Raw genomic sequence first — 25,160 nt, 5'->3', positions numbered from 1 at the left:
TGCGGCTTCTAGAGAGTTATCCACGGTTTCTGTGGATAACTCTGTTTATTAAACTTTAAGAACAGCTATGGTGCTAGGATTTTCGAGGGCTACAGCAATTTCAAGCATTTAATTCATTTTTTTAATTATTTAAAAATCAATAGGTTATTGTTTTTATCTGAAGCCTTGCTGAATTGATGAGTAAATTTATTCGTGACGATGAAATGGCGCTATTTATTGTGTAAAAAAACAGCGATAACTGCCTTTTAATTGTAACAAAGCTATTAAACTTGTTTTTATATTGTTTTTTATAGGGGTTAGCAGTTATTTTTATGTCAAAGCGTCAAAAGTAATAGTTTTGTGTATGAATTTTGATTCTGTTAATAAAGCATAGCTTGCAAGGGAAGGATGCTTTAAACTTACAGGTTCAGAAAAAGAGGCAAAGTATTCCCATGAGCGTGAAACCGCAGAGCAAAACTAAACCTGATCTTTTAAACTCACCCATTCTGCCAACCTTGAAAAAAATGACCATTCCTATGATCTTCGGAATGATCACCCTGATGATGTTTAATTTGGTTGATACCTTCTTCATTAGTTTATTAGGCACCGAACCTCTTGCTGCTGTCAGTTTTACCTTTCCTGTAACCTTTACTGTAATTAGCCTGGCAATCGGCTTAGGGATAGGTACCTCTGCGGTTATAGCTAAAGCACTTGGTAGCGATAAATTAGATGAAGCACGCTTTGATGCCAGCATGTCGTTACTGGTGTCGGTGGTGATGGTGTTTAGTCTTTCTGTAGTAGGTTATTTATTAATAGATCCAATTTTTAAGTTATTGGGTGCTGGCGAATTAGTCTTACCGCTTATTCATGAGTATATGAGTGTGTGGTTCTTAGGCAGTGTTTTTTTAATTACTCCTATGGTCGGCAACTCAGTAATCAGAGCCAGTGGCGATACCAAAACACCCAGTATTGTAATGGGTGGAGCGGGGCTGATTAATGCTATTTTAGACCCTATGCTTATTTTTGGCTTTGGACCTATTCCGGCATTGGGCATACAAGGCGCGCTGATCGCCAGTGTTATTGCATGGTCTGTTGCTGTCGTCATCATTTTATACATTCTTGCGATAAAAAATGGTCTATTGAGCTTGCATGCTGGTGTGCAAACGCCGCTTAGTTCGATTCGCAAAATTCTTAAAATTGGTTTACCTGCGGCTGGCGCAAACATGCTGACACCCATTGCCATGGCTGTCATGACAGCATTAGTGGCTAAACATGGTCCTGAAGCGGTTGCGGCGTTTGGGGTAGGTAGTCGCATTGAATCTATCGCAAGCCTTGTGGTGCTTGCATTGTCGATGACTTTGCCGCCATTTGTTAGTCAAAACTTTGGGGCAGGTAAGTTTGAACGTGTTAAAGAGGCCTACTCAAAAACCTTGAAATTCGTGATGATTTGGCAGTTCGCTATTTATATTGTACTGCTGTTAACTTCTGGCTTTATCGCTGATGTATTTGGTAAAGAGCAAGCGGTAATGGATGTGATTAAGTTATTCATTTATATTTTGCCACTGAGTTACGGTCTGCAAGGGGTGATTATTTTATCTAACTCTTCATTTAATGCGCTTCATAAACCAATGAATGCACTGATTTTAAGTGTGGTACGTCTGTTTGTTTTTTATGTACCTTTTGCTTATGTAGGCAGCGAAATTGCAGGTTTAACGGGGTTATTTATTGGTGCGGCGATTGGTAACTTATTCACAGCAATGGTTGCCTATAAATGGTTTATCAAAGAAGTTGATGGGTTAAGTGAGTCATATATGAAGGAGTGTCATTCATGAGCGACCATTTCCAACTAGTTTCTAAATTTCAGCCAAGTGGTGACCAACCAACGGCAATAGCACAATTAAAAGATGGCCTAGAGGCAGGGCTTGCACATCAAACATTGTTAGGGGCTACGGGAACGGGTAAAACCTTCACCATGGCCAATATCATTAATGATTTGAATCGGCCAACCATTATCATGGCACACAACAAAACACTCGCTGCACAGCTTTACGGCGAAATGAAAGAGTTTTTCCCTCATAACGCGGTTGAGTATTTTGTTTCTTATTATGATTATTACCAGCCAGAAGCCTACGTTGTTGCCAGCGATACCTTTATTGAGAAAGATGCGTCTATCAATGAACACATTGAACAAATGCGTTTAAGTGCTACCAAAGCGCTGCTTGAACGACGCGATACCATTATTGTCGCTTCGGTGTCTGCTATTTATGGTTTGGGCGACCCAGACTCATATATGAAGATGATGCTTTTACTGAAAGTGGGTGAAACCGTCGATCAGCGCGATATGCTGCGCCGTCTGGCTGAGCTGCAATATACACGTAACGATATTGAATTTAGCCGCGGTACTTACCGTGTACGTGGTGAAGTGGTCGATATATTTCCAGCTGAATCGGATACTTACGCTGTGCGTGTGGAGATGTTTGACGATGAAATTGAGCGCTTAAGTATTTTTGACCCGCTAACAGGGGCCGTTGAAAAACATATTGTACGAGCGACTATTTATCCGAAAACACACTATGTAACACCCCGTGAAAAAATTCTTGATGCCATTGATAAGATTAAAGATGAGCTTAAAGACCGCCGAGCTCAGTTACTCAGTGCCAACAAACTTGTAGAAGAGCAGCGTATTGCTCAGCGCACCCAGTATGATATTGAAATGATGACCGAGCTTGGTTATTGTTCAGGCATCGAGAACTACTCGCGTTACTTATCAGGCAGAACGCCGGGTGATCCACCGCCGACATTGCTTGATTACTTACCCGATGATGCATTGATGATTATTGATGAATCACACGTTACTGTGTCGCAAATTGGCGCCATGTATAAAGGCGATAGAAGCCGTAAAGAAAATCTTGTTGAGTATGGCTTTCGCTTGCCATCGGCATTAGATAACCGGCCATTACGCTTTGAAGAGTTTGAAGCCATCGCGCCGCAAACTATTTATGTGTCGGCAACACCTGGTAACTTTGAGCTTGAGCGCTCATCAGGGGAGGTTGCAGAGCAGGTTATTCGTCCAACCGGTCTTATTGACCCAGAAATCGAAGTGCGCCCAGTGGGCAGCCAAGTTGATGACTTACTTTCTGAAATCTATAAACGAGTTGAAGTGAACGAGCGGGTACTTGTTACTACTTTAACTAAGCGCATGGCAGAAGATTTAACCGACTATCTCAACGATCATGATGTAAAAGTTCGCTACTTGCACTCAGACATCGACACAGTTGAACGGGTTGAAATTATCCGTGATTTACGTGCTGGTGTGTTTGATGTGTTAGTGGGCATTAACTTATTACGAGAAGGTCTCGACATGCCAGAGGTTTCACTGGTTGCGATACTCGATGCTGATAAAGAAGGCTTCTTACGTTCGACCCGATCGCTTATTCAAACCATAGGTCGTGCTGCACGTCACTTAAATGGTAAAGCAATTCTGTATGGCGACCGCATAACTAATTCGATGAGACAAGCCATTGATGAAACAGACCGCCGCCGTGAAAAACAACAAGCTTATAACCTCGAGCATGGCATAGAGCCACAAGCACTGGTGAAAAGTATCACCGACATTATGGATGTGGGCGAAGAAGCAAGTCCGAAAGACAACCTTAAGTTAGTGCGTAAAGAGTCTAAACAAGTGCTTAGTGCAAAAGATATTGCCAGCCAAATCAAAACCCTTGAAGCTAAAATGCATGCTTATGCTAGCGATCTTGAGTTTGAAAAAGCGGCGTCTGTGCGTGATGAAATTCACGAATTACAACAACAGTTAATTAACTAAAGATGATGACAAACGATTTTTCTACCATTTTAAATGCTTTAGCAGAGGCTCCACTTGCTGCTAATGAATTATGTCGTGTATTCCATGGCCGTGGACACTCAGTCGCTGAGCTTAGCCACATTAATTTAGACTTTTATCCGCCAGCACTCTTTTTAGTTTCATATCAAGAAATAGATGAGCAGGTACTTGCGCAATTAACTGATACCCTGTGGCAATGGGCGAAAGAGAATGCGCCAGAGCTTATTAGTGCATTGGTTTATCAACAACGCGACGGCATTAACACCCGTAATGCCCTGACGTTTGGTGAATTACCCCAAGAGCACCATGTCAGTGAAAATGGTATTAAGTTTAAAGTAGATTTACTGAGTCGCCAAAATACTGGGATTTTCCCTGATATGCGCCGTGGTCGTGAGTTTGTTCAAGCCAATAGTAAAAATGCAAAAGTGCTCAACCTATTTTCATATACGTGTGGCTTCTCTGTTGCAGCAATGCAAGGTGGTGCTGACCAAGTTATTAATATGGACATGAATAAAGGGGTGCTGCGAACAGGTAAACAAAACCATCAATTAAATGGTTTTGCTCAAGGTGTTAGTTATTTTCCGCACGATATTTTAAAGTCATTTGGTAAGCTTAAAAAGTCGGCGCCGTATGAATTAATCATTGTTGATCCACCGAGCTTTCAAAAGGGCAGCTTTATATTGACCAAGGATTATCAAAAAATTCTACGTCGTTTACCTGAGCTGTTGAATGAAAACACCCAGTTATTACTGTGTGCCAATAGCCCTGAGCTTTCAGAGCAGGCCTTTAAAGATCTCATTAGCGATCATACACAAGGAGCAATTAGTTTTGTTGAGCGACTAGCAGCTACTGATGGCTTTGTTGAGGTAGACAGTGATCGCAGCTTAAAAGCGTTAGTTTATAAAACAGCAAACTAATGGCACTGAGTAAACGGCTTTCAGCCATCGTTGATGTGGTTGATTTAGGTTATGACGAGATCTGGGATTGTTGCTGCGATCACGGTTTGTTAGGTATTGAGCTGTTACAGCAAGATAAAGCACCGCTTATACATTTTGTTGATATTGTGCCTGAGTTGATGCAGGCACTAAGTGATAAACTCGAACGTTTTGCCACAAGTGAGCAACGCGGCCGATGGCAGGTACATTGCCAAGATGTGGCAATGATCTCGCCAGCCCCACAAAAACGCCACCTAGTTATTATTGCTGGAGTGGGTGGTGAGTTGTTAGTGCAGTTCTTAGCGAAGATTGTTGGTCAAAATCCAAATACGCATATCGACTTTATTGTTTGCCCGGTGCATCACAGTTATCAAGTTCGCAGCTATTTACAAACACTGCCATTGGGGCTCGTATCTGAGCAGTTGGTGTGTGAAAACAAACGATTTTATGAAGTTATTGCCATGAGTGCGACTTCTTCGCAGCCGATCACGCGAGTCGGGCAGCAAATGTGGCAGCTAACAAGTAAAGAGCACCAAGCGTACTTAAAGCAGTTATGTGCTCATTACCGACGCATGTTAAATCAAGACGCCGATTATTATCAGCCTGTGCTTGAACAATACAGTGCATTATTATCTTAATTAGAGCTAACTTAATTAGGGTTAACTTAATTAGAGCTAATTAAAGTTTATTAATCTCTTGTTTTACGCTGTAGCTTGAATCGGTAACAATAGCTTCGAGAGTTTGTACACGCTCTCTTAGCTCTTGCAACTCTTTTGTCACTTCTGCTACATGTTCGTTTGCTTCTTTTGAATTTTTTAAAGTTCGTGATTTAAACTCAAGGTGTTTTTTATACATATCATAAATTACACCAGAGCCGACTGATATCAGCACGATTAACACCACCATGGTAGTACCTGACATACACTTCTCCTTCCTTTTTTAGTACCTAATAGAGTATAGATTGTATTTAAAAATGCAATTTGCATTCTGTTACAAGGTGTTTCGTTTTAGAAATGGCTTGATACGAATAAAGCCAGTGACCAGCATGGTACCTGCGATAACACACAGTGCGCCAACTAAGGTATTTGGACCAATTTGCTCATCTAAAATTAAATTTCCCCACACTATGCCAAAAAGTGGAATCAAAAAGGTCACAGTCAACGCAGAAGTTGGGCCAATGTCATCAATCAAACGGAAGAACAAGATATACGCTACCGCTGTACACAGTACACCGAGTGCGAGTACCCCAAGCATAACCTCGTTACTTGGCATTTCTCTGGCAGGAATAACAAAAATAAGCGGCAGTACCATAATACTCGCCGCCCACATACTGCCATGCGCATTATCAAAAGCTGATAACTTTGGTGCATGTTTGGTGTAATGAGATGCGATGGCATAGCTAAGTGAGGCACACAGTGCTGCAACAATGGCCGTGATGGCTTGGCTGTCGATAGTCAGGCTATTTTGTCCTACCAAAATGGCCACGCCCGTTAAACCTAACAGTAAGCCAAGCAACATACTTTTAGTGGGCTTCGTTTTAGTCCATACAATACCTACGATGGCGCCCCAAATTGGCGTTGTTGAGTTTAATATGGATAAGGTAGATGCATTAATTGTTTGTGCTGCAAAGGCAAACAATAAAAAGGGAATGGCGGAATTAAGCGCGCCAATAATGAAAAAATGCTTTTTGTGGGTCGTGAAAGCCAGTTTCTTGCGTAAGTACAGCGCAAAAATAAATAGTGTTATTGCTGCAAAGCCGACTCTTAACTCAATTAATACTGCAGGGCCTAAGCTATTCGCTGCCATGCGCATAAATAAGAAGGAAGCGCCCCAAATAGCAGCAAGGATGAATAAGCGTAATAAACTTGGCAATGACATGGTTTTACATTCTTAAATTATAAAACCTGAGCATAACAAATTTATGCCCCAATACTCGCCATTTTCGGACTATTAATCAGTTGATTGGGAAGTTTCATTTCAAAGTCAGATTTAACGATTTCTAGAGCGGCTAATACGTCTTCGGCAGGTACGTCGTTTTGTTCTAAGAGCATAATAAGATCAACAGCAATTTTGATGTAGTTAGGCGCGCTATCTAACTCATTACTCATTTTTGCAGTTCCTTTTTCTTAGCAACTTGGCTGATCGCTACATCGATGGCCGTTTGCACTTGTTGCTCCATTCTAATACGTTCTGTTTGCGGTAAATAAAATTCCATGTCGACATCGTAACGGATGTAACGGGCAGGCAGTTGGTTTAATACGGTGCAGCATAAATCTGCCATAATATCATCACTGTAAGTCGATTCTAAGTTGCGTTTAGTGATGTCTTCGACAACTAATTTTTCATAGTAGTTGTGAATGTCGTCATGCATTTTCATACAAAATAAGCCTAATTAAACAGTCACTTTTAGTGTATACCAAGCTTTAAAATAAATCGACAGCCGCCCTAAAAAGCTGACCATGAACATCAACTAAACGGCTTACATTTCGTTGATAGCCACCGCCCATGGCTGCAAACACTGGGATTTCTGCTTGCTTTGCTTGGTTTAATACAAAATAGTCACGCTGATACACGCCTTCTAAACTTACTTGAAAGTGTCCTAATTCGTCATCCGAAGCGATGTCTGCACCAGCGTTATACAAAATGATGTCTGGCTGGTGGAGTCTAATTGTTAGGGCTAAAGCTTGTTTGACTGTTTCAAGGTATTCAGTATCTGAAGTGCCATGCTCTAAAGCAAAATCGTAGTTTGATTGCTGTTTAATTCGCGGGAAGTTTTGCTGACAATGAACAGAGCAGCTAATGATCTGGGGATGTACTTGTGTAACTTCGGCTGTGCCATCACCTTGGTGAACGTCACAGTCAAAGATTAATACGGTGTCGGCTTGCTCTGTATCAATTAAGTGTGCTGCGGCTATCGCCAAGTCATTGAATATACAAAAACCACTACCATAGCTTGTAAAAGCATGATGATAACCACCACTTAGATTAAAAGCCGCACCCTGTTGCAAAGCAAACTCAGCGCCTTGAATACTCGCGCCAACAGAGTAAAGTGTTCGTTCAACCAATTGAGTGGACCAAGGAAAGCCCATTTTTTTAATTGCTTTGCTATCAAGACTGCCAGTTAAAAAAGCGTCGACATAGCCGGGGTTATGGCACAGAGTAAGCTGCGCTTTAGTGGCTTGTTGTGGGGTAATGAAGTGCTGCTCATCAATAAAGTTGCTGACAAGCTGTTTTAACAAGCGATATTTATCAATGGGAAAGCGGTGACGCTCTGGTAAAGCTAACGCTGAATAACTTGGATGATAGTAAAACATTATCTCAGCTGCTGTTTCTCGACCTGTTGAATCTTGTCTTCAGTAGCAGAAATGGCTTTACGACAACGGCCAAGCCTTGCATGTAAAGCTAATATTTCTTTATTAATTTTAGTTGCTTGCTGTGAATTTGCTGCGTCGAGCTTAAGCTTTCGCTCTTCGATCATCAAAACTAAGCGGCGTTCAAACTCATGGTTTTGTTTTAGTTCGTCATACAATTCATGAGATGACTGCATGATTTTTTGCACGGCTTGCTTATAAACCTGTGGCTTTGCTTTTGGCTTAAAGCTGTATTTATTTTCTTTAGCCCAAACCGGGGTTGATTTGATCACATTAAACACCGCTTCTACCTGAAGGGTAATACGCTCAAGCGCATATTGATAGGCATGGCGATGCTCAGATGGCGGCAGGCTGTTAAGCTCATCTTCGATTTCGGTTACATAGTCGGCTAACTTCATACTTTTTGTGCTAAACACGGCTTTATCAAACAAACTTGGTTGGGCTTGCATGTAGCGATTTTTCGCAAATAAATTACCCTTATCAAATTGCACGGCTAACTGTTTTAGCCGTTCAATTTGTGACCGTAGTTTATCAAAAGCAGTTGATTGCATTTATAAATAAGCCTCATAGATTAACTTTAATGCTAACACTATAACCACAGTGTTAAACACTGGGCGGATCATTTTACCACCAAACTTAATTGCAGAATGTGCACCTAACCATGCACCTAGCATTAAGAAAAAGCCCATTGTGATGCCCAGTAAAAAGTTCACATGGCCAAGCGCCACGAAGGTGATCAATGAAATAAAGTTTGAAACAAAATTCATTGAACGGGCAAGGCCACAGTTAAGCAATAAGCTCATTTTATATAATAGGCTATTTGATGCGGTCCAAAAGGTACCAGTACCTGGGCCTGCTAAGCCATCAAAAAAACCAAGTCCTAGACCTTGCAGCCATTGTTTAATTTTAGTCTTGCGATCAAGCTCTGGTAGTTCGTTATGCTCAGTTGTACTTAAACTGCCAAATAAGCTGTAACAAGCGACTAAAATAATCACCACCGGTAGTAATTTATTTAAAAATTCAATACTTAAGTAATCAACCACTAAAGTACCTATGAGTGCACCAATGGCTGTTGCAACAATGGAAGCAGCCCAAAACCGTGGGTTGAACAACTTTTTGCGAAAATACGTTACGCTGGCTGTCAATGAACCAAAACTTGCTGCAAGTTTATTGGTCCCTAAGGTGAGGTGGGGCGGTAAGCCTGCGGTTAATAGCGCGGGTACTGTTAACATGCCACCACCGCCTGCAATTGCGTCGATAAAGCCAGCTGCCAGTGCGACTGCGCATAATAGTGCCCAGGTTGCTGGGTCTAAAGCTAATTCAAACATTAATAATCAATTTGTCTTTTAAAAGGTGGCAAGGTATCGAGCATGGCTTTGCCATATCGCTTGGTCACTAGTCGGCGATCAAGGATAGTAATGCGACCTTGATCATTTTCTTTGCGCAGCAGTCTACCACAGCTTTGGACTAATTTCTTTGCTGCATCAGGTACGGTTATCGAAAGAAACGGGTTACCGCCTTTGCTCTGAACAAACTCAGCCTGCGCTTCTTCTATTGGTGAGGTAGGCACCGCAAATGGAATTTTTGTTATTACCAGGTTTTCTAAGTATTTACCTGGTAAATCAAGACCCTCAGATAAACTTTGAGTGCCAAATAAATAGCTAGCACGGCCTAAATCTACATTGGCTTTATGTTTTTTCAACAGTGCTTCACGAGACATTTCACCTTGCACTAAGACCTCAATTCCTTTGCTACGCAGTGCTTTTACGACATGATCCATCTGCCAATAAGAGGCAAATAACACTAAATTTGCTTTTTTATCATTAAGGAATTTGGGTAATTGCTCAGCTAAGTGATCACTAAACGCTTTATCGGTTGGCTCAATATGACTTGCAGGAATATGCAGCGTCGCTTGTTTGGGGTAATCAAACGGAGAAGGGACTTTTATGTATTTTACGCCTTCTTCTTTGGCAAGACCGCATTCATAAGCAAAGTGATCAAATGAACCCAATGCAGTTAATGTGGCTGAACAAAGCACGGCACCCGCACATTGATTCCATAATTTATCTTTTAGGTAATAGCCAACTTCAATAGGGCAATCACTGAGTAAATGGTCGTGATGGTTCTTATATTCTAAGCGTTTGATCCAACGCGCATGAGGAATTCCTTCGCCTTTTGTCGCGTAGCTAAACCACAGCTTGTTTAATAACTCTAAACGGTTAATGTACTGACCACTTTCTGCCAAGATTGGATCAGCCACATAAGGTTTTATATCACCATCACTAACGTCTTGAACTAAGGTGTCGTGCATTTTGTTGAGTGCTCTTAGGGCATCAAGGGTGGCATCGCTAATATCTTTTGCTTTGGCATGTAATGAAGCTGGGATTTCACCGTGCTCGAAACGATAGGTGTCATCACTGTTATAATTAAAGTCTGCGTTATCAAGAATATCACGCACCACTTTTAAGTTTTTACCAGCATCATTGATACTGTCACTGAGCTTAAAATTTTGCCCAATCGCTTTTTGACCTACGAGCACATTAGCCATTTTACCAGCAAATTTAACCAGCTTGTCGAGCCAGTCGATGGTGCCTTTAATGGTTGCTGCAGCAGAAGAAAAATCGCGGGTGATGTGCGCTAAATGGTGCGCTTCATCGATTACATAAATCGTATCATCAGGTTCTGGTAGAATCTTACCGCCACCCAAATCAAGATCAGCCAGTAATAAAGAATGGTTGATCACTAGCACATCCATTTGCATCAGACGCTGACGCGCCATATGAAAAGGGCAGAGCTGATGAGCGCGCATTTGTCGCTGACATGAGTGCTTATCACAGGCAATTAAATTCCACACTTTATCAGGAATAGTATCAGCCCAGCTATCGCGGTCGCCTTGCCATTGCTTTTTTGAATAAGCATCATAAAGTTGCTTTAAGCATTTGGTTTCCATATCTGAAAGCGGCGATGATAGGGTCGGCATAAACTCCATTTGCGTTTGACTGTCGCCATTTACAGCAGCACTGAGTTTTTGTGCGCAGATATAACGCTGCCGACCTTTCACTAAATCAAACTTGATGTCGAGGCCAGAGTGCTCTTTAAAAAAAGGCAGCTCCTTACTAATTAACTGCTCTTGTAGGGCAACGGTTGCCGTCGAAATCACTAATTTCTTTTTCTTGGCCATCGCCAAAGGCAATGCCCCTAAACAATACGCCAGCGACTTGCCGGTGCCGGTGCCTGCTTCAATAACACAAATTCGTTGGCTCTTGTGATATTCGCCAGCCAGCGTTTTTGCAATTTCGGCAACTAAATAGTTCTGGCTGCTTCGAGGGCGGTAATCGGTGAGGTTATCAGCAACATGCTTATGAATTTGCCGAATTGTTTTTTTTAAAGAGTCAGAAAGCATGCCCAGAAAACCTAAAGTATGTATATAATTACAGTAATGAATTTTAGAGATTTAACTGGGCAACTACAAGCGACTTGTTCGATTATTATTTTAGAAGCTTTAACAGGGGCTCGAGGTGAACTTTATAGTTTGACCACTGAGTTAGAGCATCTTTGTAAATCGGTTGCCTTACTTGTTCAGAACTTGGCGTCATTATTGGACGTTGGTGATTATAAAAATTAATACAGTTTTCATGCATCTCTAAATTGCAATGACGTAGTAATTCAGCCACCGTATTGGAAAAATCATTAACCAGGTTTTGATAATCGACAGTATAAATTTCGCCAGCATAGAGCGTGTCCCAGTGTGACATTAAGTCTGTATAATCATTTATGTATTGTGCAAGGGATGTGAAATCGTAGCTATAAGCATGTCCCTCTGAAAAAGAGTGTTTGTATAAACTCCATGCTGTTGCGGCTTTATCTCGCGTAACTTCGAGTATTTTAGCGTTCGGGAATAGGGTTTTAATCAATGCAATATGATGAAAGTTTGTGGGTTGTTTATCGATAAATAGCTTATTTTCTCCGCGTAACGGGGCAATAAAGTTCATGTATCTTGCGGCATAATGTGCTTTATCGTTATCAGAAAGTTCATCAAGCCCATAAGGCATAGCTGAGCGCTTTTTACTCTCGAGCTCACGCGCAATTGCATTAATTTCAGTTAGTTCATAACTTGCATCAACATCAGGGTGACTTGCTAAAATTTGCTCAACTAAGGTAGAGCCACTACGCGGTAAGCTGACGATAAAAATCAGTTGTACAGAGTCATCAGAGTTATTGTTAGCAACTGGTTTTTCCGTAAGGTGTTTTTTGCAGCGAGAGTAGAAATCGCTAGGCTTGTATGGCGTTAATGACTTTTGTATACGGTTTGCTTTATCTAACATTGCAAATGATAAGCTGAAGTTTCCTTGTTGCTCATACGCTTTTGCAAGCGCAAAGTAGAATTGGGCACTATTTAGGTGTGGTTTAGCAGCTTGTGTGAGCTGCACTAGGTTACTGATATCTTCGTTGTCAAAAACGTATGTCTTTAAGTTTGCCAAATTCCAATAAGCTTCACCTAGTTTATTATCTAGTTGCAGCGATTGTTTATAGTGATTAATTGCAAGCTCAGTATTACCTTTTATTTTTTCTATGTTGCCAAGTCGAAGGTGGCATTGGGCTGGGTAATAATTTGCATCGAGTAACTTGTTATAGATGGCTGATGCTTCATTAAACTGCATCAATTTTACATGAGCGATCGCTAATAAGCTCTCTATATATAATGTCGGTGATGGAATCGACGAGCGGTAAAAAGAGATTAGCTCATTAAATTGTTTGGTAGTCAGTAAGGCTTGACAGTAGTTTTCTATAACAGCTTGTTTTTGCGAGTTGTTTTCAAGGTTATGCTTTGATATTGCCAAGTGCGCTTTACTATCACCTACTTTCAGGGCAATGTCAGCCAGCGTTTCAAGTGCTCTATATTCATTAGGTACTAATTGTAATAATTGCTGGATGATTTGCTGTGCTTGCTGAGGGCTTTGATTGTTTAACTGTTTTTTCGCAGTCTCTAGTTGTTTATTAAACCAATAGATCATTTCATACTGTTTTAATGCACTTTGCTGTTGTTCATGCTCTTGAAGTCGTTTGTGAGTATCAGCGAGTAAGGCCCAGCCATCATGGTATTCAGGATGTTGATTAAGTATTTCTAGCAACATTGCCTTGGCTTTATCTGGTTCTGTAGCAACGAGTGTTTTTGCGGTATTAATCGCATCAATAGGGCTCATAATTGGCTCTTATAATTTTATGTTGTTAGGGTGTACTATACCCCTTCCGTGATAGATATTTGAAGTAAATGGTTACAGATACAGGTTTTATCCTTTCTAAAGAAGCGTTTGATAGCTCATCAGGGGTTAGTTTCGTGTTTTGGCTTTGGTGTGAGCACGGCCCTTTAAAAGTACAGGTTGAGCAACAAGAAGTGGTTTTCTTCATTCCTGAAAATCAAGTGTCTGCAGCAACGCGGTTATTAAAAAGTCAAAACATTCAAATTCGTTTTGCCGATGCAAAGTTAAGAAACTTTCAAAATCAATCGGTTATCTGTTGTTATTTCAAATCGTTAAAGGACTACTACCGTGCCATCAAGATTTTAAAAAGTTCACACATATTGCTGTTTGAAGATGATGTCAGGCCAATTGACAGATTTTTGATGGAACGTTTCATTAAAGGAGCAGTTTGGGTTAAAGGGGAAGTTCAAACTCGCCGTGGCTATAGATTGTTAACAAACGCAAAATTAAAACCAAACAATGAATTTAGGCCTTATTTTAAACATATTTCAATTGATATTGAGTGTAATGGGGAAGGCGTACTATTTTCTATTGGCCTAGTCGGAGACGGCATAGACAAAGTGTTAATGATAGGGCGCCCAGAGCCTACCCCAGATCTAGATTATCAAATTAACTGGTGTGAAGATGAAATAGAGCTGCTTTCTCAATTTGAGACTGAGATCCAGCGAATTGACCCTGACGTATTGATTGGCTGGAACGTCATTGAGTTTGACTTTCGTGTCCTTCACGCAAGAGCTGAGGCACTTGGCCTTTCGTTAAAGCTTGGACGCAATAAAGAAAAGCTACGTGTACGGGAGGGAAATATCACCCGCATAACAATACCTGGTCGCGTAGTTGTTGATGGTATTGATACACTAAAAAACGCCACTTATCATTACGACAGTTTTAGCCTTGCTAATGTAGCAAGTATTGAGCTTGGCGAAGAAAAGCTGATAAGCACAGATAATCGCCTAGAAGAAATTATTCGCCAGTTTAATGAAGACAAACTATCTCTTGCTAATTACAACAGACAAGACTGTATTTTAGTTCTGGAGATTTTTGAGAAATTAAAGTTACTCGATTTTGCCGTTGTAAGAAGCCAACTCACCGGACTTGAATTAGAGCGAATGGGTGGCTCAGTAGCGGCCTTTACTAACCTTTATTTGCCGCTCTTACATAGAAGTGGCTATGTAGCCCCTAATTTAGGCGATCATGGGTTAAGTTTTGACAGTCCAGGTGGTTATGTCATGTCATCGCAACCTGGTCTGTATAAAAATATCTTGGTGCTTGATTATAAAAGTCTGTATCCATCAATAATGCGCACATTTTGTATCGACCCACTTGGTCTTATTGAAGGGTTAAAAAAACCACAGAGTGCGATAGAGGGATTTAATCAGGCGCTGTTCTCACGAACTGAACATCACCTTCCTGAATTGATAAGAGAGCTTGCTGCAACGAGACAAATTGCAAAAGACGATAACAACCCCATGTTATCGCAAGCGATCAAAATTATTATGAATAGTTTATATGGTGTACTTGGTTCAAAAGGCTGTCGCTTCTATGATCCTCGATTGTCGAGTTCTATCACCCTTCGTGGCCACGAAATCATGCAAACAACTAAAAAATGGATAGAAGAGTGGGGTTATGAAGTTATTTATGGCGATACGGATTCGACGTTTGTGAAGCTTGATGATGATCTAAATCCACTAAACTGTAATGAAATCGGTACGAAACTGGCAGAAAAAATTAACAAACGCTGGCAGCTCGTTTTGCAACAAGACTATAAAATAGACAGTTTTTTAGAAATTGAGTACGAAACCCACTATAGCCCATTTTTTATGCCCACAATTAGAGGCAAAACAATGGGTTCAAAAAAGCGCTATGTAGGAAAAGTCGAAAAAAATGGCGCTTCAAAATTAGTCTTCAAAGGCATGGAAACTGTTCGAAGTGATTGGACTGAGCTTGCCCATAAGTTTCAAACAGAATTATTTGAGATTTTATTCGGCGAAAATTATAGCCAAGAATTAATAATTCAAACCTTTGATAAATATGTTAAAAAACTCTATGCAGGTGAATTCGACGCCATGTTAGTTTACCGAAAACGCTTAGGTCAGCATTTAACTGATTATCAAAAAAATATCCCTCCCCATGTAAAAGCAGCGAAACAACATTTAGCTGATAATCCCCATCTTACCTTTCAACGCGGTCAGATAATTGAATATGTTTACACCGCTACTGGCGCTGAGTACTACAACGGGCAACATAATTACGATTATGGCATTTATGTTAATAAGCAATTATTGCCAATAGCTGAAATGATTGTTGTTAATTTGGGTACTAAGATTGCGCCGCTAAGTGACCGTCAGATACAGCTTTTTTAGAAAAATTAACATTTTTTTGACTGTTTATTGCGATGAATGATCGATAAGCTCGGTTTAAACGCTTATTTGTGTGTTTTTTATTCATAAAATAAGAAAAAGTAAACTTTTTGGTGCTTCATTAAAAAATTGTAAATAAAGGGCTGGATATTTTGTTTTATTTGTTTATTATTTGTTTGTCGCAGTCCTGATGCGATACAAATAATAAACAAGCTTATGCTAAATATAGCCACAATATAGTGGTCCAGGGAGAATCAAATGTTAAATAATAAAGTTTCAAAAGCAGTTCGCTTAGCGCTTGCTTTTGGTACAGCTTCTACAGCTGCGTTTTCTGTAAACTCTTATGCTGCTGAAGAAGAAGCAGTAGAAAAAGTTGAACGTATTGAAGTAACAGGTTCACGTATCAAACGTACTGATATCGAAACTGCAAGCCCAGTACAAGTTACAACAGCTGAAGAAATCGAAGTAGCTGGTTTCACTCGTGTTGAAGACATGATGAACAGCTTGCCTCAACTTGAAGCTTCAAGCACTGCATTCCAATCAAATGGTGCTTCTGGTACTGCTACGCTTAACTTACGTGGTATGGGTTCACAACGTACCCTAGTACTTATCAATGGTCGTCGTATGCAAGCGGGTGGTATCTATAGCCAATCTGCGGATATCAACCAAATCCCAGCTGCACTTATCAAACGTGTTGACGTAATGACTGGTGGTGGTTCATCAACTTACGGTGCTGACGCGGTAGCGGGTGTTGTAAACTTCGTGATGGACGATCAGTTTGAAGGTTTTGAAGTGAACATCGGTTCAACTGCATACCAACACGACAACGACAATGAATACATCCAAGGTCTAATGGATGACCGTGACTTTGAATACCCTTCAGGTAGCTCAGGTTTCGACGGTTCATCGTTTGACTTCTCAGCTACTTTAGGTGGCTCATTCGACAGCGGTAAAGGCCACGCGGTTGGTTACTTTACTTACAACAAACAAAACGAACTACGTCAAGGTGCTCGTGACTACTCATCTTGTGCATTAAATGCAGCAGGTACTGCATGTGGTGGTTCTGGTAACGCTGTAAACCCTAACTTCTACATCGCAGGTGTTACTGATTCTGGTGCATTTGACTGGGATGATTACGATTACTGGACACTAGGAACTGACAGCAGCTTCATTCCTTCAAGCGGTAACGTTTACAACTATGCGCCTGTTAACCACTTCATGCGTCCGGATGAGCGTCACACGTTAGGTTTATTCGCAAACTACGAAATCAATGACAACTTCCAACCGTTCATTGAAGCTATGTTCATGCGTGACCGTACTTCTGCACAAATCGCAGAATCAGGTACGTTCTTCGATACAAACTATGTAATCGATTACGATAGCCCGCTATTAACAGACGCACAACGTCAAAACCTAACTGACCGCTTCGGTTTAACATCAGGTGACCAGTTTGCTACTTACATCGGTAAGCGTAACGTTGAAGGTGGCCCACGTGTTAACCAATTAGAGCACAACTCTTTCCGCCTAGTATTAGGTAGTAAAGGTGAAATCAGTGACACTTGGTCATACGAAGCGTTTGTTCAATACGGTTCAACATCTTCATCTTCGGCATACGAAAATGACTTCTTCGGCCCACGTATCATCACTGCACTTTCTGCAAATGGTGAAGACTGTGCGTCAACTGATGGCTGTATTCCTTACGAAGTATTCACATACCAAGGTGTTTCTTCTGAATCAGCAGCTGCTCTAACTGGTACAGCTATTCTTAACGGTGTAACAGAACAGTTCATCGTAAGTGGTTTCGTAACAGGTGAGTTTGACTTTGGTCTTCCTTCGTCAGACTACCCAATCGCTGCAGTATTCGGTGCTGAATACCGTGAAGAAACATTCGGTCGTACAGCGGACGAAGTTTATGCGCAAGGTCTATTACTTGGTCAAGGTGGTCCTACTAAGAGCCTTAACGGTGAGTATGACGTAACTGAGTACTTCGGTGAGTTAAGCTTACCAATCGTTGAAGGTTTACCTGGCGTTGAAAGCTTATTAATCGACTTAGGCTATCGTTGGTCTGATTACAGCACATCAGGTTCAGAGCCTACTTATAAAGTAGCAATGAACTGGGACGTAACTGAAAACTGGAAGATCCGTTCAAGCTACAACCGTGCAGTACGTGCAGCGAACAATGGTGAGCTATTCGCTCAACAAAGCCAAGGTTTATGGGCTGGTTCAGATCCATGTGCTACAGCAACTCCTTCACTTAGCCAAGCTGAGTGTGCGAACACAGGTGTTTCAGCTTCTCAATACGGTAACGTAGGTAAGAGCCCTGCTGACCAATACAATGGTTTCTTCGGTGGTAACCCAGAGCTTAGCCCTGAGATTGCAGATACAATCACTCTAGGTGTTGTAGGTAACCCATTTGAAGACTTCAACTTCTCAATCGACTACTGGGATATCGACTTAGAAGATGCAATCGGCAACATCGACCCTGAGCTTATCGTTGAGCAATGTGGTAAAACGGGTGATGCACTATTCTGTGATAACGTACAACGTACACCAGGTAGCGGTAGCCTTTGGATTGGTTCTGGTCAAGTTATCGCAACTAACACGAACTTAGGTAACATCCACTATGAAGGTATCGACTTAAGTGCAAACTACGACATCGAAGTTGGTGGCGGTACGCTTTCTACAAGCTTAATCGGTACTTACATGATGACTAAGGAATTTGAAGATATTCCTGGTGTAAGTGAAGTTTACGACTGTGTTGATACACTAGATAACGGCTGTTTCCCACAACCGGAATGGCGTCATGTTCTAACTGCAAGCTACGACACAGGTAGCTGGTGGAAAGCAACAGCTAAATGGCGTTACTTCAGTGCAGTTAATGACTACACAGGTTCAGACACTTTAGTTCAAGATGGTATTGGTTCACAAAGCTACCTTGACCTTAAAGGTTCATTCACCATCAATGACTACACGCGTGTTCTTGTTGGTGTGAACAACGTATTAGATAAAGAGCCACCACTAGTAGGCGGTACATTATCTACAAATGGTAACGCAGTTGCTGGTTACTACGACACACTAGGTCGTTACTTCCACGCAAGCGTTTCATTAAAATTCTAATTTGAATTAATTAATGTATGATAAAGCGAGCTTCGGCTCGCTTTTTTTATGGGGAAGCTTTTTTATGGGGAAACAATGACATCAGAACAACACGCGTTTACCCAAGCTGTTGCTTTACTTCAGCAAGGTAAAGTTAGCCAGGGGATAGAATTATTAAAACCGTTAACACATAACAGTGAATTAGCTGAAAAAGCGTTACAGATCCTTTTCAAAGTTGCTATGCAACAGCAAGACACTGAAACAGCCATTGCTTATTGCCAGCAATTGGTATCGATTGCTCCAACAAAATTTGATTACGTACTGACCTTAGTGCAATTAAGTTTAAGTTGTGGTGAGTTCGAAATTGCAAAAAACGCGCTATTACCTTTATATACAGCAAATCCGCAGCAAGCTGATATATGTTTTCAGCTAGGTAATATAGAACGAAAGCTTGATAACGCCGATGCAGCGATACGTTTCCTCGAGCAAGCTCTCACATTATCTGAGCAGTTTAAAGTACCCGCTTTAATAGAAATTGCTTATGTGCATAATGAACAATTACATCAACCGAGTATTGCAATACAGTATTTAGAACAAGCGATTAGTCATGATAATAAGAGTCTGCAAGCCAACTTTGCATTGGCAAATATTCATGAACAACTCGGTAATAAAGGTAAAGCGAAAAAAGGCTTTCAACAGGTTTTAAAGATAGATGCATTTAACGCGATGGCACAAGCAAGGCTGGCTGACATCGAGACATTTTCTGAGCAAGATGCGACTAACTACGAACAAGCATGCCTAGCTATATTGCAACGAGAGTCAGATGATATTGCCTGTGCTGATCTTTATTATGCACTTGGTAAAGTGTTTAATGATTGCAAAAATTATAAGAAAGCTTGGCACTATTATGTAAAAGCAAATCAATACAATAAAAAGTATTTACCAGTTTATGATCGCCAGTCTATTGAAGCGGTAACCGACTACACCTTAGCGCGTAATATCACTCTTCAAGCAGCGAACACCTCTATTACGCCTATCATTATTTGCGGTATGTTTCGTTCTGGCTCAACATTGATTGAACAAATTATCAGTTCTAACGAGCAAATAGCAGCAGGTGGTGAGATTGCCTATTTACACTCATCGCTATTCAATTTAATTAGTGATGAAAAGGCGCTTGCAAATAAGGCTAAAGATCCTGAGTTTATAAATGGTTATAATGGGCAACTAACTCTTCGAGCCGAAGGTGCTCTTTACGTTACAGATAAACGCCCAGAAAATTACCTTTATTTAGACGTTATTAAGCAGCTATATCCAAGTGCAAAGATCATTTGGACTGAGCGAGATATCAAAGATAATAGCTTATCAGCTTATTTTCAACATTTAGGCCCAAGTTTAAACTATGCGGTGTCTTTGAATGACACTTTGCATCACTATGAGCAGCAGCAGCGCATTAAGTCACATTGGCAGTCGTGCTTTAGTGATGATATTTTTACGATGAATTATGATTTACTTGTTGCGTCACCTGAGCAGGTGTTAGAACCGCTGTTTAGTTTTTTAGGGTTAAAGTACACTGATGAAGCCCAGCGATTTCATCATAAAACTGGCACGGTAAGTACTGCAAGTGTATGGCAAGTAAGAAAACCTCTTTATAAATCATCATCAGGACGATTCGAAAATTACCTAGAGCATATACAGGGTAATGAACAATCCTACCTAGATGCAAAAGCGCTGTTAAATAAATAGCGATTAGTTACAGGAAAAGACCATCATGAAGATGGTCTTTTTTATTATTTTAACGGCATGATATCACAAGGAATCGTTAGCCGAGGGCTACTGCTGTTAAGTTGGTGTGTCCCGTGCCATATATAGCTTGGAAATATAATAATTTGACCTTCCTCTGGGCATATTTCACGAGCAATGGATTCTCGCTCTCCTAAGTTCAGACTGGTTTCTCCTAGCTTTAGCCAGCCATTTTTAGTGGCATCACCTTTACTCATCTCAGCAGGAATAGAAATATAACTCGGCGCGGATAACCAGCCTTGAGGGTGGATATGATTAGCATGGAAACCGCCTTCTTCTAGTTTTACAGACCAACTACCTCTGGCAACAAAGCGCTTGTGGTTTCGTGTTAACAGAGGGTGGTTAACGTCCTCTGGAAGCTGCGTCAGGTATTGATTAATACATTGCGACATTGATGTCTTGAATAAATCAATAAGTTGATTAGAGCGCTGGAGTAAGTGACCTTGTGTTTGACTGCCACTTCGTACACTTTGATCTAATGGCTGCAGTTTATTGGTATGTAGGCTAATCATTAGCTCTTGTAACTGATGATTAAAATCAGCAAAGGTTTTAAAACCAGCCGGAGCAGGGAGCTCCATTACCTTCACGAATTTGTCGAGGTTAGTTAACCAATGGTATTTATCATTATTCGATAAGCGCCAAGCAATACTTAAATAAGCCCACAGCTCTTGGTTATTGGGGTTAAATTTTACTGCCGTTTCTAAATGAGAAATCGCTGAGCTGTACTCGCCTTGTTGTATGTAAAAATTCGCTAAATCGATACTGTAGCGGGCATTGTGTGGTGCTTCTTTTACTAGCCGCTGAAGGAGTGAGAATGCCGTTTCTTCATCTCCCTTTCTATCTAAAATGATACTGTGTGCATGGAGTAGATCTAAGTTTTGCGGATAGCTCTGTGTCGCTTCAGAGCTTACTAATAAAGCTTCCTCAAGCTTATCGAGTTGCAATAGTTGGCCAATTTGAGAGTGGATCAGAACCGGATTCGCATCATAGTGTTTAAAAGTTTGGGTATACGAGCTCATTAACTCGCTCTGTGCGTGTTCCCAGTACAATTTGTTAAGACTTTCATGAGCTGGTACGTAGTTAGGTGCCAGTTCCAAACATGCCTTTAGGTGCGCTTGTGCTTGTTCATATTGCTGCAAATCATAGTAAGTACAACCCACTATATAATGTAATTCGGCGCTGGGTTGCTGCTTTAAAAGCATTTGCAATAGGGCTAATGCTTCGGCAAATTTACCTAAATTACGATAATTACATGCCTGTTTATAAACGAAATGAAATTGCCCTTTTAGTTGCGCAGGTAATTCAGTGCGGAAATAATCTTCAATGTGCTTTAAATCCCCAAAGCGTTCGTAAAGATCTAAAGTGAGCCAGTGGTATCGAATTAATGTGCTTTGCGAAGGAGATGTTTCTTTAATGAAGTGTTCGGCTTTGAGTAATTCATCTTGGTTAATTAGGCTTTCAATGTAATTGAGTCTTGGTTTTTCAAGTGATAAAGAAGCTGTGTTGTATTCACAAAACTGAATACAATCCGCATACTTTTTTTGTTTACAAAGTAAGTTAGTGTAGTTATCCAAAAGCCCAACGTTTTTACTATGAAGACGCAAACCTTGCAAATAGCACTGCTCTGCATCGGTAATTCTATTTACAGCAGATAAACATAAGCTATTTAATGTATACCAATCAGCGGTTTTGTTTGTATGTGAAGAAAGGAGTTGAAGTGCGTGCATATACTGTTGTTGATTGAATGCCTGCAACGCTTTTTGCAATGAATTATTCACTCGTACACCCTGTTTTTGTTTTATGTTAACAGGGTGTACGCTAAAGTAAAATGTTACTCTTGATTTGCATCAAGGTCTTTGATTTTAACTGAACCTCTATTTTCCTTGCGTTTGGTATTTAGTTGCTTTAACTTCTCCCAAACTTCAGGAGGGAATCGTCCAAACTCAACAGTTCGTTCCATAAACGCATCGGATATATAACTCGAATTCACTGCACCTACACCTACATCACCAGACGCACTGGCTACGGCATTAAGTAACGCTGCCCGATTTGTTGCTGTTGATGCGCCAAAAGTACGCTCTGTGCGATATAAGTCATTAATTCCCCAATCATCAATGCTTAATTGAAAATTATCAGCTAACTCAACCGGGTTCTTTAATTCTCCTTCGGTGTAATCTTCAATATGATTTTTTAATTGGTTTTCGAAATCGTCAAACAGTGCTTCGGTCTGTTTGTAATATAAGGATAAGTAAAGCTTATTATTGCCCTTAACTTGCATTCCTCGATTTGAATTAACAAACTCCTCGCCATTTTCGACCAGTTGGTGATATACCTCTGAGCCTTTATAAGCCTCTTTTCTTAAATTTGGGCTGCCTATATTTCCTTGGTGAAATCCATACATTACAATCGGTTTGTTTTTACCAAACTTTTTAAATACGATATTGTGTTGAATATCATTTAAAGACAACTGATAGCCCGCCACATGTATAAACTCTTCATCAAGGATTGATTGTTCTCCAAAGAGTAATTCTTGAGTATCTATAACAGGGTAGTGCTCTATCAGCTTTTCTAAAAGAGCTGTCGTGTATAAGTTTAGCCAATAGGCTAATTGTTCATCGAGGACAAGAGCGTTGAGAGGCACTTGATCAGGCACTTTCTCAAGGCTAACGCGTACTTTATGAAAGCCTTCTTTAAGTTTGGATGTAGTAACCTCTTCATAGAAAAAGCGGTTAGCTTCTAGCGCAGTGTCGTTATTTTTGTGTGCACGCATGCGCGTACCAATGTTCGCTTTAGATTTACGAAATCGTCTATCGGAGCGGCCTAAATCAATTACTGTCATATCAAGCAGCATATCTAAATCATCGTAGGATATGGTGATATCACGATCTAAACTAAAATCAGAAAACTCTTCAGGCAATGTGTCTAGTTTTGCTGAGGTTTGTGTTGCAAAGCAAATCGCGCTTACTAATAGAAATTGTTTTAACATAACGAATTCCTTGTTAAAAAGGCCTCACGCACTTACATCTGACGAGCGGCCTTATTTTTTAATTGTTTGAATCAATGTCTTTAATTTCAACAGTACCGCTATTGTCTTGGCGTTTTAAGTTAAGCTTTTTGATTTTTTCTAACATTTCAGGAGAAAAACGACCAAAATCCATGGTGCGCATCATGATAGAGTCTGTAATGTGATTCACGTTAACAGCGCCTATACCTGCGCCACTTCCTTCAGGCCCAAGTGGAACAGCAGAGTTACTGACTACAGCATTTAGCATTGCTGCCGGGTTTGTTGACGCTGAACCGCCATAGTCACGGTCTGTGCCGTATAAATCAGTAATGTTCCAATCTTCAATGTCAATTTTAAAGCGCTTGGCGTACTTAACATCACTTTTCATTTGGCCTTCGGCATAATCGGCAAGATGTTCACGTAAGTCACTTTCAAAATCTGAAAATAAAGATTCTGTTTGTTCATAATATTTAGAAACATAGAGGCGGTCTTTACGTTTTATTTGCATACCACGGTTTGAATTTACAAACTCCTCACCATTTTCAACGAGTTGATGGTAAACCTTGCTGCCTTTATAAGCTTCATTACGCAAATTTGGACTGCCAATGTTACCTTGATAGAAGCCATACATAACAATAGGTTTCTTTTTACCAAACTTTTCAAAAACAATTTTATGTTGGATATCATTCAATGAGAGTTTGTAACCAGCAACCGTTAAAAACTCCTCATTTAGAATTGAGTCATCACCAAAAAGTAGATCTTCCGTGTCGCGAACAGGATAGTGTTCAATCAACTTTTCAACCATCGCGGTATTATAAAGGTTAAGCCAATAAGCTAATTGCTCATCGAGACTTAAGTCATTTAGAGAAACCTCGCTTGGCACCTTCTCTAAGCTAACTCTAATTTTGTGAAAGCCGTCTTTGATTTCTGATTTTGTAACGCCTTCAAAGTAAAAGCGGTTTGCTTCAAGCGCAGTATCGTTGTTTTTGTGTGATTTCATGCGCGTGCCAATTGAAGATTGGGATTTACGAGAGCTTCTGTCTGACATGCCCATGTCGATAACGGTCATTTCAAGTAAGTTATCAAGGTCTTCATAGGAGATTTTAATATCTCGATTAAGGCTAAAGTCAGAAAACTCTTTAGGTATTTCATTAATTTTTGCCTGCAAAGAAAGTGAGCAAAAAGTAAATGTAATTAACAATAATTGTTTAAACATGATTTTTCCTTGTTGTTTTAACAATCTTACTATCAGCGATTGTTACAAATTTTTCAAGTTTAAACGTACCTAAAATAGTCTCTAATCATATGAATATTCTAATAAATAAGGAAGGTTTGGGGTTTGTGATTTTAAAAGGGGGTATTCCAGTAGGTTAATAGAATGTTCATTCTATTAACTTTTGCATCATTCAGTCCTTTTTTTACATATCTTTACTATTTTGCCTATCTTTATTGTGGATTCGTCTTATTTGCAGGGCATTAAAATAGCATATTTTTATTTATTAAGATAAAAAATACC

General features: G+C 40.3%; 19 protein-coding genes. 7 read left to right on the top strand and 12 right to left on the bottom strand.

All coding sequences use genetic code 11. The features are described 5' to 3' along the window. Positions 1 to 431: 431 nt before the first annotated feature. Genes P4S60_RS10335 through P4S60_RS10320 form a run of 4 tightly spaced genes read left to right on the top strand, consistent with a single transcriptional unit; the run spans position 432 to position 5,393 of the window. Positions 432 to 1,811 (top strand): MATE family efflux transporter, encoded by a 1,380-nt coding sequence (locus P4S60_RS10335; RefSeq protein ID WP_337115897.1) that lies wholly within the window; start codon positions 432 to 434, stop codon positions 1,809 to 1,811. Further along, positions 1,808 to 3,802, top strand: a complete 1,995-nt coding sequence (gene uvrB / locus P4S60_RS10330) for an excinuclease ABC subunit UvrB (RefSeq protein ID WP_337115896.1) — start codon at positions 1,808 to 1,810, stop codon at positions 3,800 to 3,802. The genes P4S60_RS10335 and uvrB overlap by 4 nt, the downstream gene beginning before the upstream one ends. 5 nt (positions 3,803 to 3,807) lie before the next feature. Then, the gene (locus P4S60_RS10325) at positions 3,808 to 4,737 is read left to right on the top strand and encodes a class I SAM-dependent methyltransferase (protein ID WP_337116855.1); all 930 of its coding nucleotides are present in this window, start codon (positions 3,808 to 3,810) and stop codon (positions 4,735 to 4,737) included. Further along, positions 4,737 to 5,393 (top strand): tRNA (adenine(22)-N(1))-methyltransferase, encoded by a 657-nt coding sequence (locus P4S60_RS10320; protein ID WP_337115895.1) that lies wholly within the window; start codon positions 4,737 to 4,739, stop codon positions 5,391 to 5,393. The genes P4S60_RS10325 and P4S60_RS10320 overlap by 1 nt, the downstream gene beginning before the upstream one ends. Before the next feature lie 40 nt (positions 5,394 to 5,433). Here P4S60_RS10320 and P4S60_RS10315 read toward each other — a convergent pair whose 3' ends face one another. From P4S60_RS10315 to P4S60_RS10275, 9 genes are all read right to left on the bottom strand, one after another. Further along, a complete protein-coding gene (locus P4S60_RS10315) occupies positions 5,434 to 5,676 on the bottom strand; it encodes a hypothetical protein (RefSeq protein ID WP_054563649.1) in 243 nt (80 codons plus the stop codon). Between the two features lie 69 nt (positions 5,677 to 5,745). After that, complete coding sequence (locus P4S60_RS10310) at positions 5,746 to 6,633, bottom strand: DMT family transporter (RefSeq protein WP_188731596.1); 888 nt, start codon at positions 6,631 to 6,633, stop codon at positions 5,746 to 5,748. A 41-nt stretch (positions 6,634 to 6,674) separates the two neighbouring features. Next, a complete protein-coding gene (locus tag P4S60_RS10305; protein WP_337115894.1) occupies positions 6,675 to 6,863 on the bottom strand; it encodes a YbaM family protein in 189 nt (62 codons plus the stop codon). After that, on the bottom strand, positions 6,860 to 7,132 hold the full coding sequence (locus tag P4S60_RS10300) for a late competence development ComFB family protein (RefSeq protein ID WP_063707060.1): 273 nt from the start codon (positions 7,130 to 7,132) through the stop codon (positions 6,860 to 6,862). Before P4S60_RS10300 ends, P4S60_RS10305 begins: the two co-directional genes overlap by 4 nt. Before the next feature lie 46 nt (positions 7,133 to 7,178). Next, positions 7,179 to 8,072, bottom strand: coding sequence for a histone deacetylase family protein (locus P4S60_RS10295; RefSeq protein ID WP_337116854.1), 894 nt, complete (start codon positions 8,070 to 8,072; stop codon positions 7,179 to 7,181). Further along, complete coding sequence (locus tag P4S60_RS10290) at positions 8,069 to 8,677, bottom strand: primosomal replication protein (RefSeq protein ID WP_337115893.1); 609 nt, start codon at positions 8,675 to 8,677, stop codon at positions 8,069 to 8,071. The genes P4S60_RS10295 and P4S60_RS10290 overlap by 4 nt, the downstream gene beginning before the upstream one ends. Further along, positions 8,678 to 9,454, bottom strand: coding sequence for a TSUP family transporter (locus P4S60_RS10285; RefSeq protein ID WP_337115892.1), 777 nt, complete (start codon positions 9,452 to 9,454; stop codon positions 8,678 to 8,680). Next, entirely contained in the window at positions 9,454 to 11,529 is a 2,076-nt protein-coding gene (gene dinG, locus P4S60_RS10280) for an ATP-dependent DNA helicase DinG (protein ID WP_288345341.1), read from the bottom strand. The genes P4S60_RS10285 and dinG overlap by 1 nt, the downstream gene beginning before the upstream one ends. An 85-nt stretch (positions 11,530 to 11,614) precedes the next feature. Further along, complete coding sequence (locus P4S60_RS10275) at positions 11,615 to 13,330, bottom strand: tetratricopeptide repeat-containing sulfotransferase family protein (protein ID WP_337115891.1); 1,716 nt, start codon at positions 13,328 to 13,330, stop codon at positions 11,615 to 11,617. 68 nt (positions 13,331 to 13,398) lie between these two features. Between P4S60_RS10275 and P4S60_RS10270 the strand changes: the two genes are divergently transcribed. From P4S60_RS10270 to P4S60_RS10260, 3 genes are all read left to right on the top strand, one after another. Next, positions 13,399 to 15,747: a DNA polymerase II gene (locus P4S60_RS10270; RefSeq protein ID WP_337115890.1), complete on the top strand. Its 2,349-nt coding sequence runs from the start codon at positions 13,399 to 13,401 to the stop codon at positions 15,745 to 15,747. Positions 15,748 to 16,002: 255 nt separating this feature from the next. Continuing rightward, positions 16,003 to 18,861 (top strand): TonB-dependent receptor domain-containing protein, encoded by a 2,859-nt coding sequence (locus P4S60_RS10265; RefSeq protein ID WP_337115889.1) that lies wholly within the window; start codon positions 16,003 to 16,005, stop codon positions 18,859 to 18,861. Positions 18,862 to 18,936: 75 nt separating this feature from the next. After that, positions 18,937 to 20,583 carry a tetratricopeptide repeat-containing sulfotransferase family protein gene (locus P4S60_RS10260; RefSeq protein WP_337115888.1) on the top strand — a complete coding sequence of 549 codons (1,647 nt, stop codon included), beginning with the start codon at positions 18,937 to 18,939 and terminating at the stop codon, positions 20,581 to 20,583. A 44-nt stretch (positions 20,584 to 20,627) separates the two neighbouring features. Here the strand turns inward: P4S60_RS10260 and P4S60_RS10255 are convergent, their stop codons facing one another. From P4S60_RS10255 to P4S60_RS10245, 3 genes are read right to left on the bottom strand one after another with little or no spacing between them, the layout of a single operon-like run. Continuing rightward, positions 20,628 to 22,418, bottom strand: coding sequence for a putative 2OG-Fe(II) oxygenase (locus P4S60_RS10255; RefSeq protein WP_337115887.1), 1,791 nt, complete (start codon positions 22,416 to 22,418; stop codon positions 20,628 to 20,630). A 53-nt stretch (positions 22,419 to 22,471) separates the two neighbouring features. Further along, entirely contained in the window at positions 22,472 to 23,626 is a 1,155-nt protein-coding gene (locus P4S60_RS10250) for a DUF547 domain-containing protein (protein WP_337115886.1), read from the bottom strand. 58 nt (positions 23,627 to 23,684) lie between these two features. Beyond that, complete coding sequence (locus tag P4S60_RS10245) at positions 23,685 to 24,860, bottom strand: DUF547 domain-containing protein (RefSeq protein WP_337115885.1); 1,176 nt, start codon at positions 24,858 to 24,860, stop codon at positions 23,685 to 23,687. Between the last annotated feature and the right edge of the window lie 300 nt (positions 24,861 to 25,160).

The organism is Pseudoalteromonas sp. Hal040 (assembly GCF_037162425.1).
GTDB classification, from domain to species: domain Bacteria; phylum Pseudomonadota; class Gammaproteobacteria; order Enterobacterales; family Alteromonadaceae; genus Pseudoalteromonas; species Pseudoalteromonas gelatinilytica.
The sequence above is the reverse complement of the archived record's forward strand: the minus strand, read 5'-3'. Positions and strand labels throughout refer to the sequence as shown.

Bases quoted from the DNA above. Each gene is read 5' to 3' on its own strand.
- P4S60_RS10335 (WP_337115897.1), top strand. From the start codon at position 432: ATGAGCGTGAAACCGCAGAGCAAAACTAAACCTGATCTTTTAAACTCA.
- uvrB (WP_337115896.1), top strand. From the start codon at position 1,808: ATGAGCGACCATTTCCAACTAGTTTCTAAATTTCAGCCAAGTGGTGAC.
- P4S60_RS10325 (WP_337116855.1), top strand. From the start codon at position 3,808: ATGACAAACGATTTTTCTACCATTTTAAATGCTTTAGCAGAGGCTCCA.
- P4S60_RS10320 (WP_337115895.1), top strand. From the start codon at position 4,737: ATGGCACTGAGTAAACGGCTTTCAGCCATCGTTGATGTGGTTGATTTA.
- P4S60_RS10315 (WP_054563649.1), bottom strand. From the start codon at position 5,676: ATGTCAGGTACTACCATGGTGGTGTTAATCGTGCTGATATCAGTCGGC.
- P4S60_RS10310 (WP_188731596.1), bottom strand. From the start codon at position 6,633: ATGTCATTGCCAAGTTTATTACGCTTATTCATCCTTGCTGCTATTTGG.
- P4S60_RS10305 (WP_337115894.1), bottom strand. From the start codon at position 6,863: ATGAGTAATGAGTTAGATAGCGCGCCTAACTACATCAAAATTGCTGTT.
- P4S60_RS10300 (WP_063707060.1), bottom strand. From the start codon at position 7,132: ATGAAAATGCATGACGACATTCACAACTACTATGAAAAATTAGTTGTC.
- P4S60_RS10290 (WP_337115893.1), bottom strand. From the start codon at position 8,677: ATGCAATCAACTGCTTTTGATAAACTACGGTCACAAATTGAACGGCTA.
- P4S60_RS10285 (WP_337115892.1), bottom strand. From the start codon at position 9,454: ATGTTTGAATTAGCTTTAGACCCAGCAACCTGGGCACTATTATGCGCA.
- dinG (WP_288345341.1), bottom strand. From the start codon at position 11,529: ATGCTTTCTGACTCTTTAAAAAAAACAATTCGGCAAATTCATAAGCAT.
- P4S60_RS10275 (WP_337115891.1), bottom strand. From the start codon at position 13,330: ATGAGCCCTATTGATGCGATTAATACCGCAAAAACACTCGTTGCTACA.
- P4S60_RS10270 (WP_337115890.1), top strand. From the start codon at position 13,399: ATGGTTACAGATACAGGTTTTATCCTTTCTAAAGAAGCGTTTGATAGC.
- P4S60_RS10265 (WP_337115889.1), top strand. From the start codon at position 16,003: ATGTTAAATAATAAAGTTTCAAAAGCAGTTCGCTTAGCGCTTGCTTTT.
- P4S60_RS10260 (WP_337115888.1), top strand. From the start codon at position 18,937: ATGACATCAGAACAACACGCGTTTACCCAAGCTGTTGCTTTACTTCAG.
- P4S60_RS10250 (WP_337115886.1), bottom strand. From the start codon at position 23,626: ATGTTAAAACAATTTCTATTAGTAAGCGCGATTTGCTTTGCAACACAA.
- P4S60_RS10245 (WP_337115885.1), bottom strand. From the start codon at position 24,860: ATGTTTAAACAATTATTGTTAATTACATTTACTTTTTGCTCACTTTCT.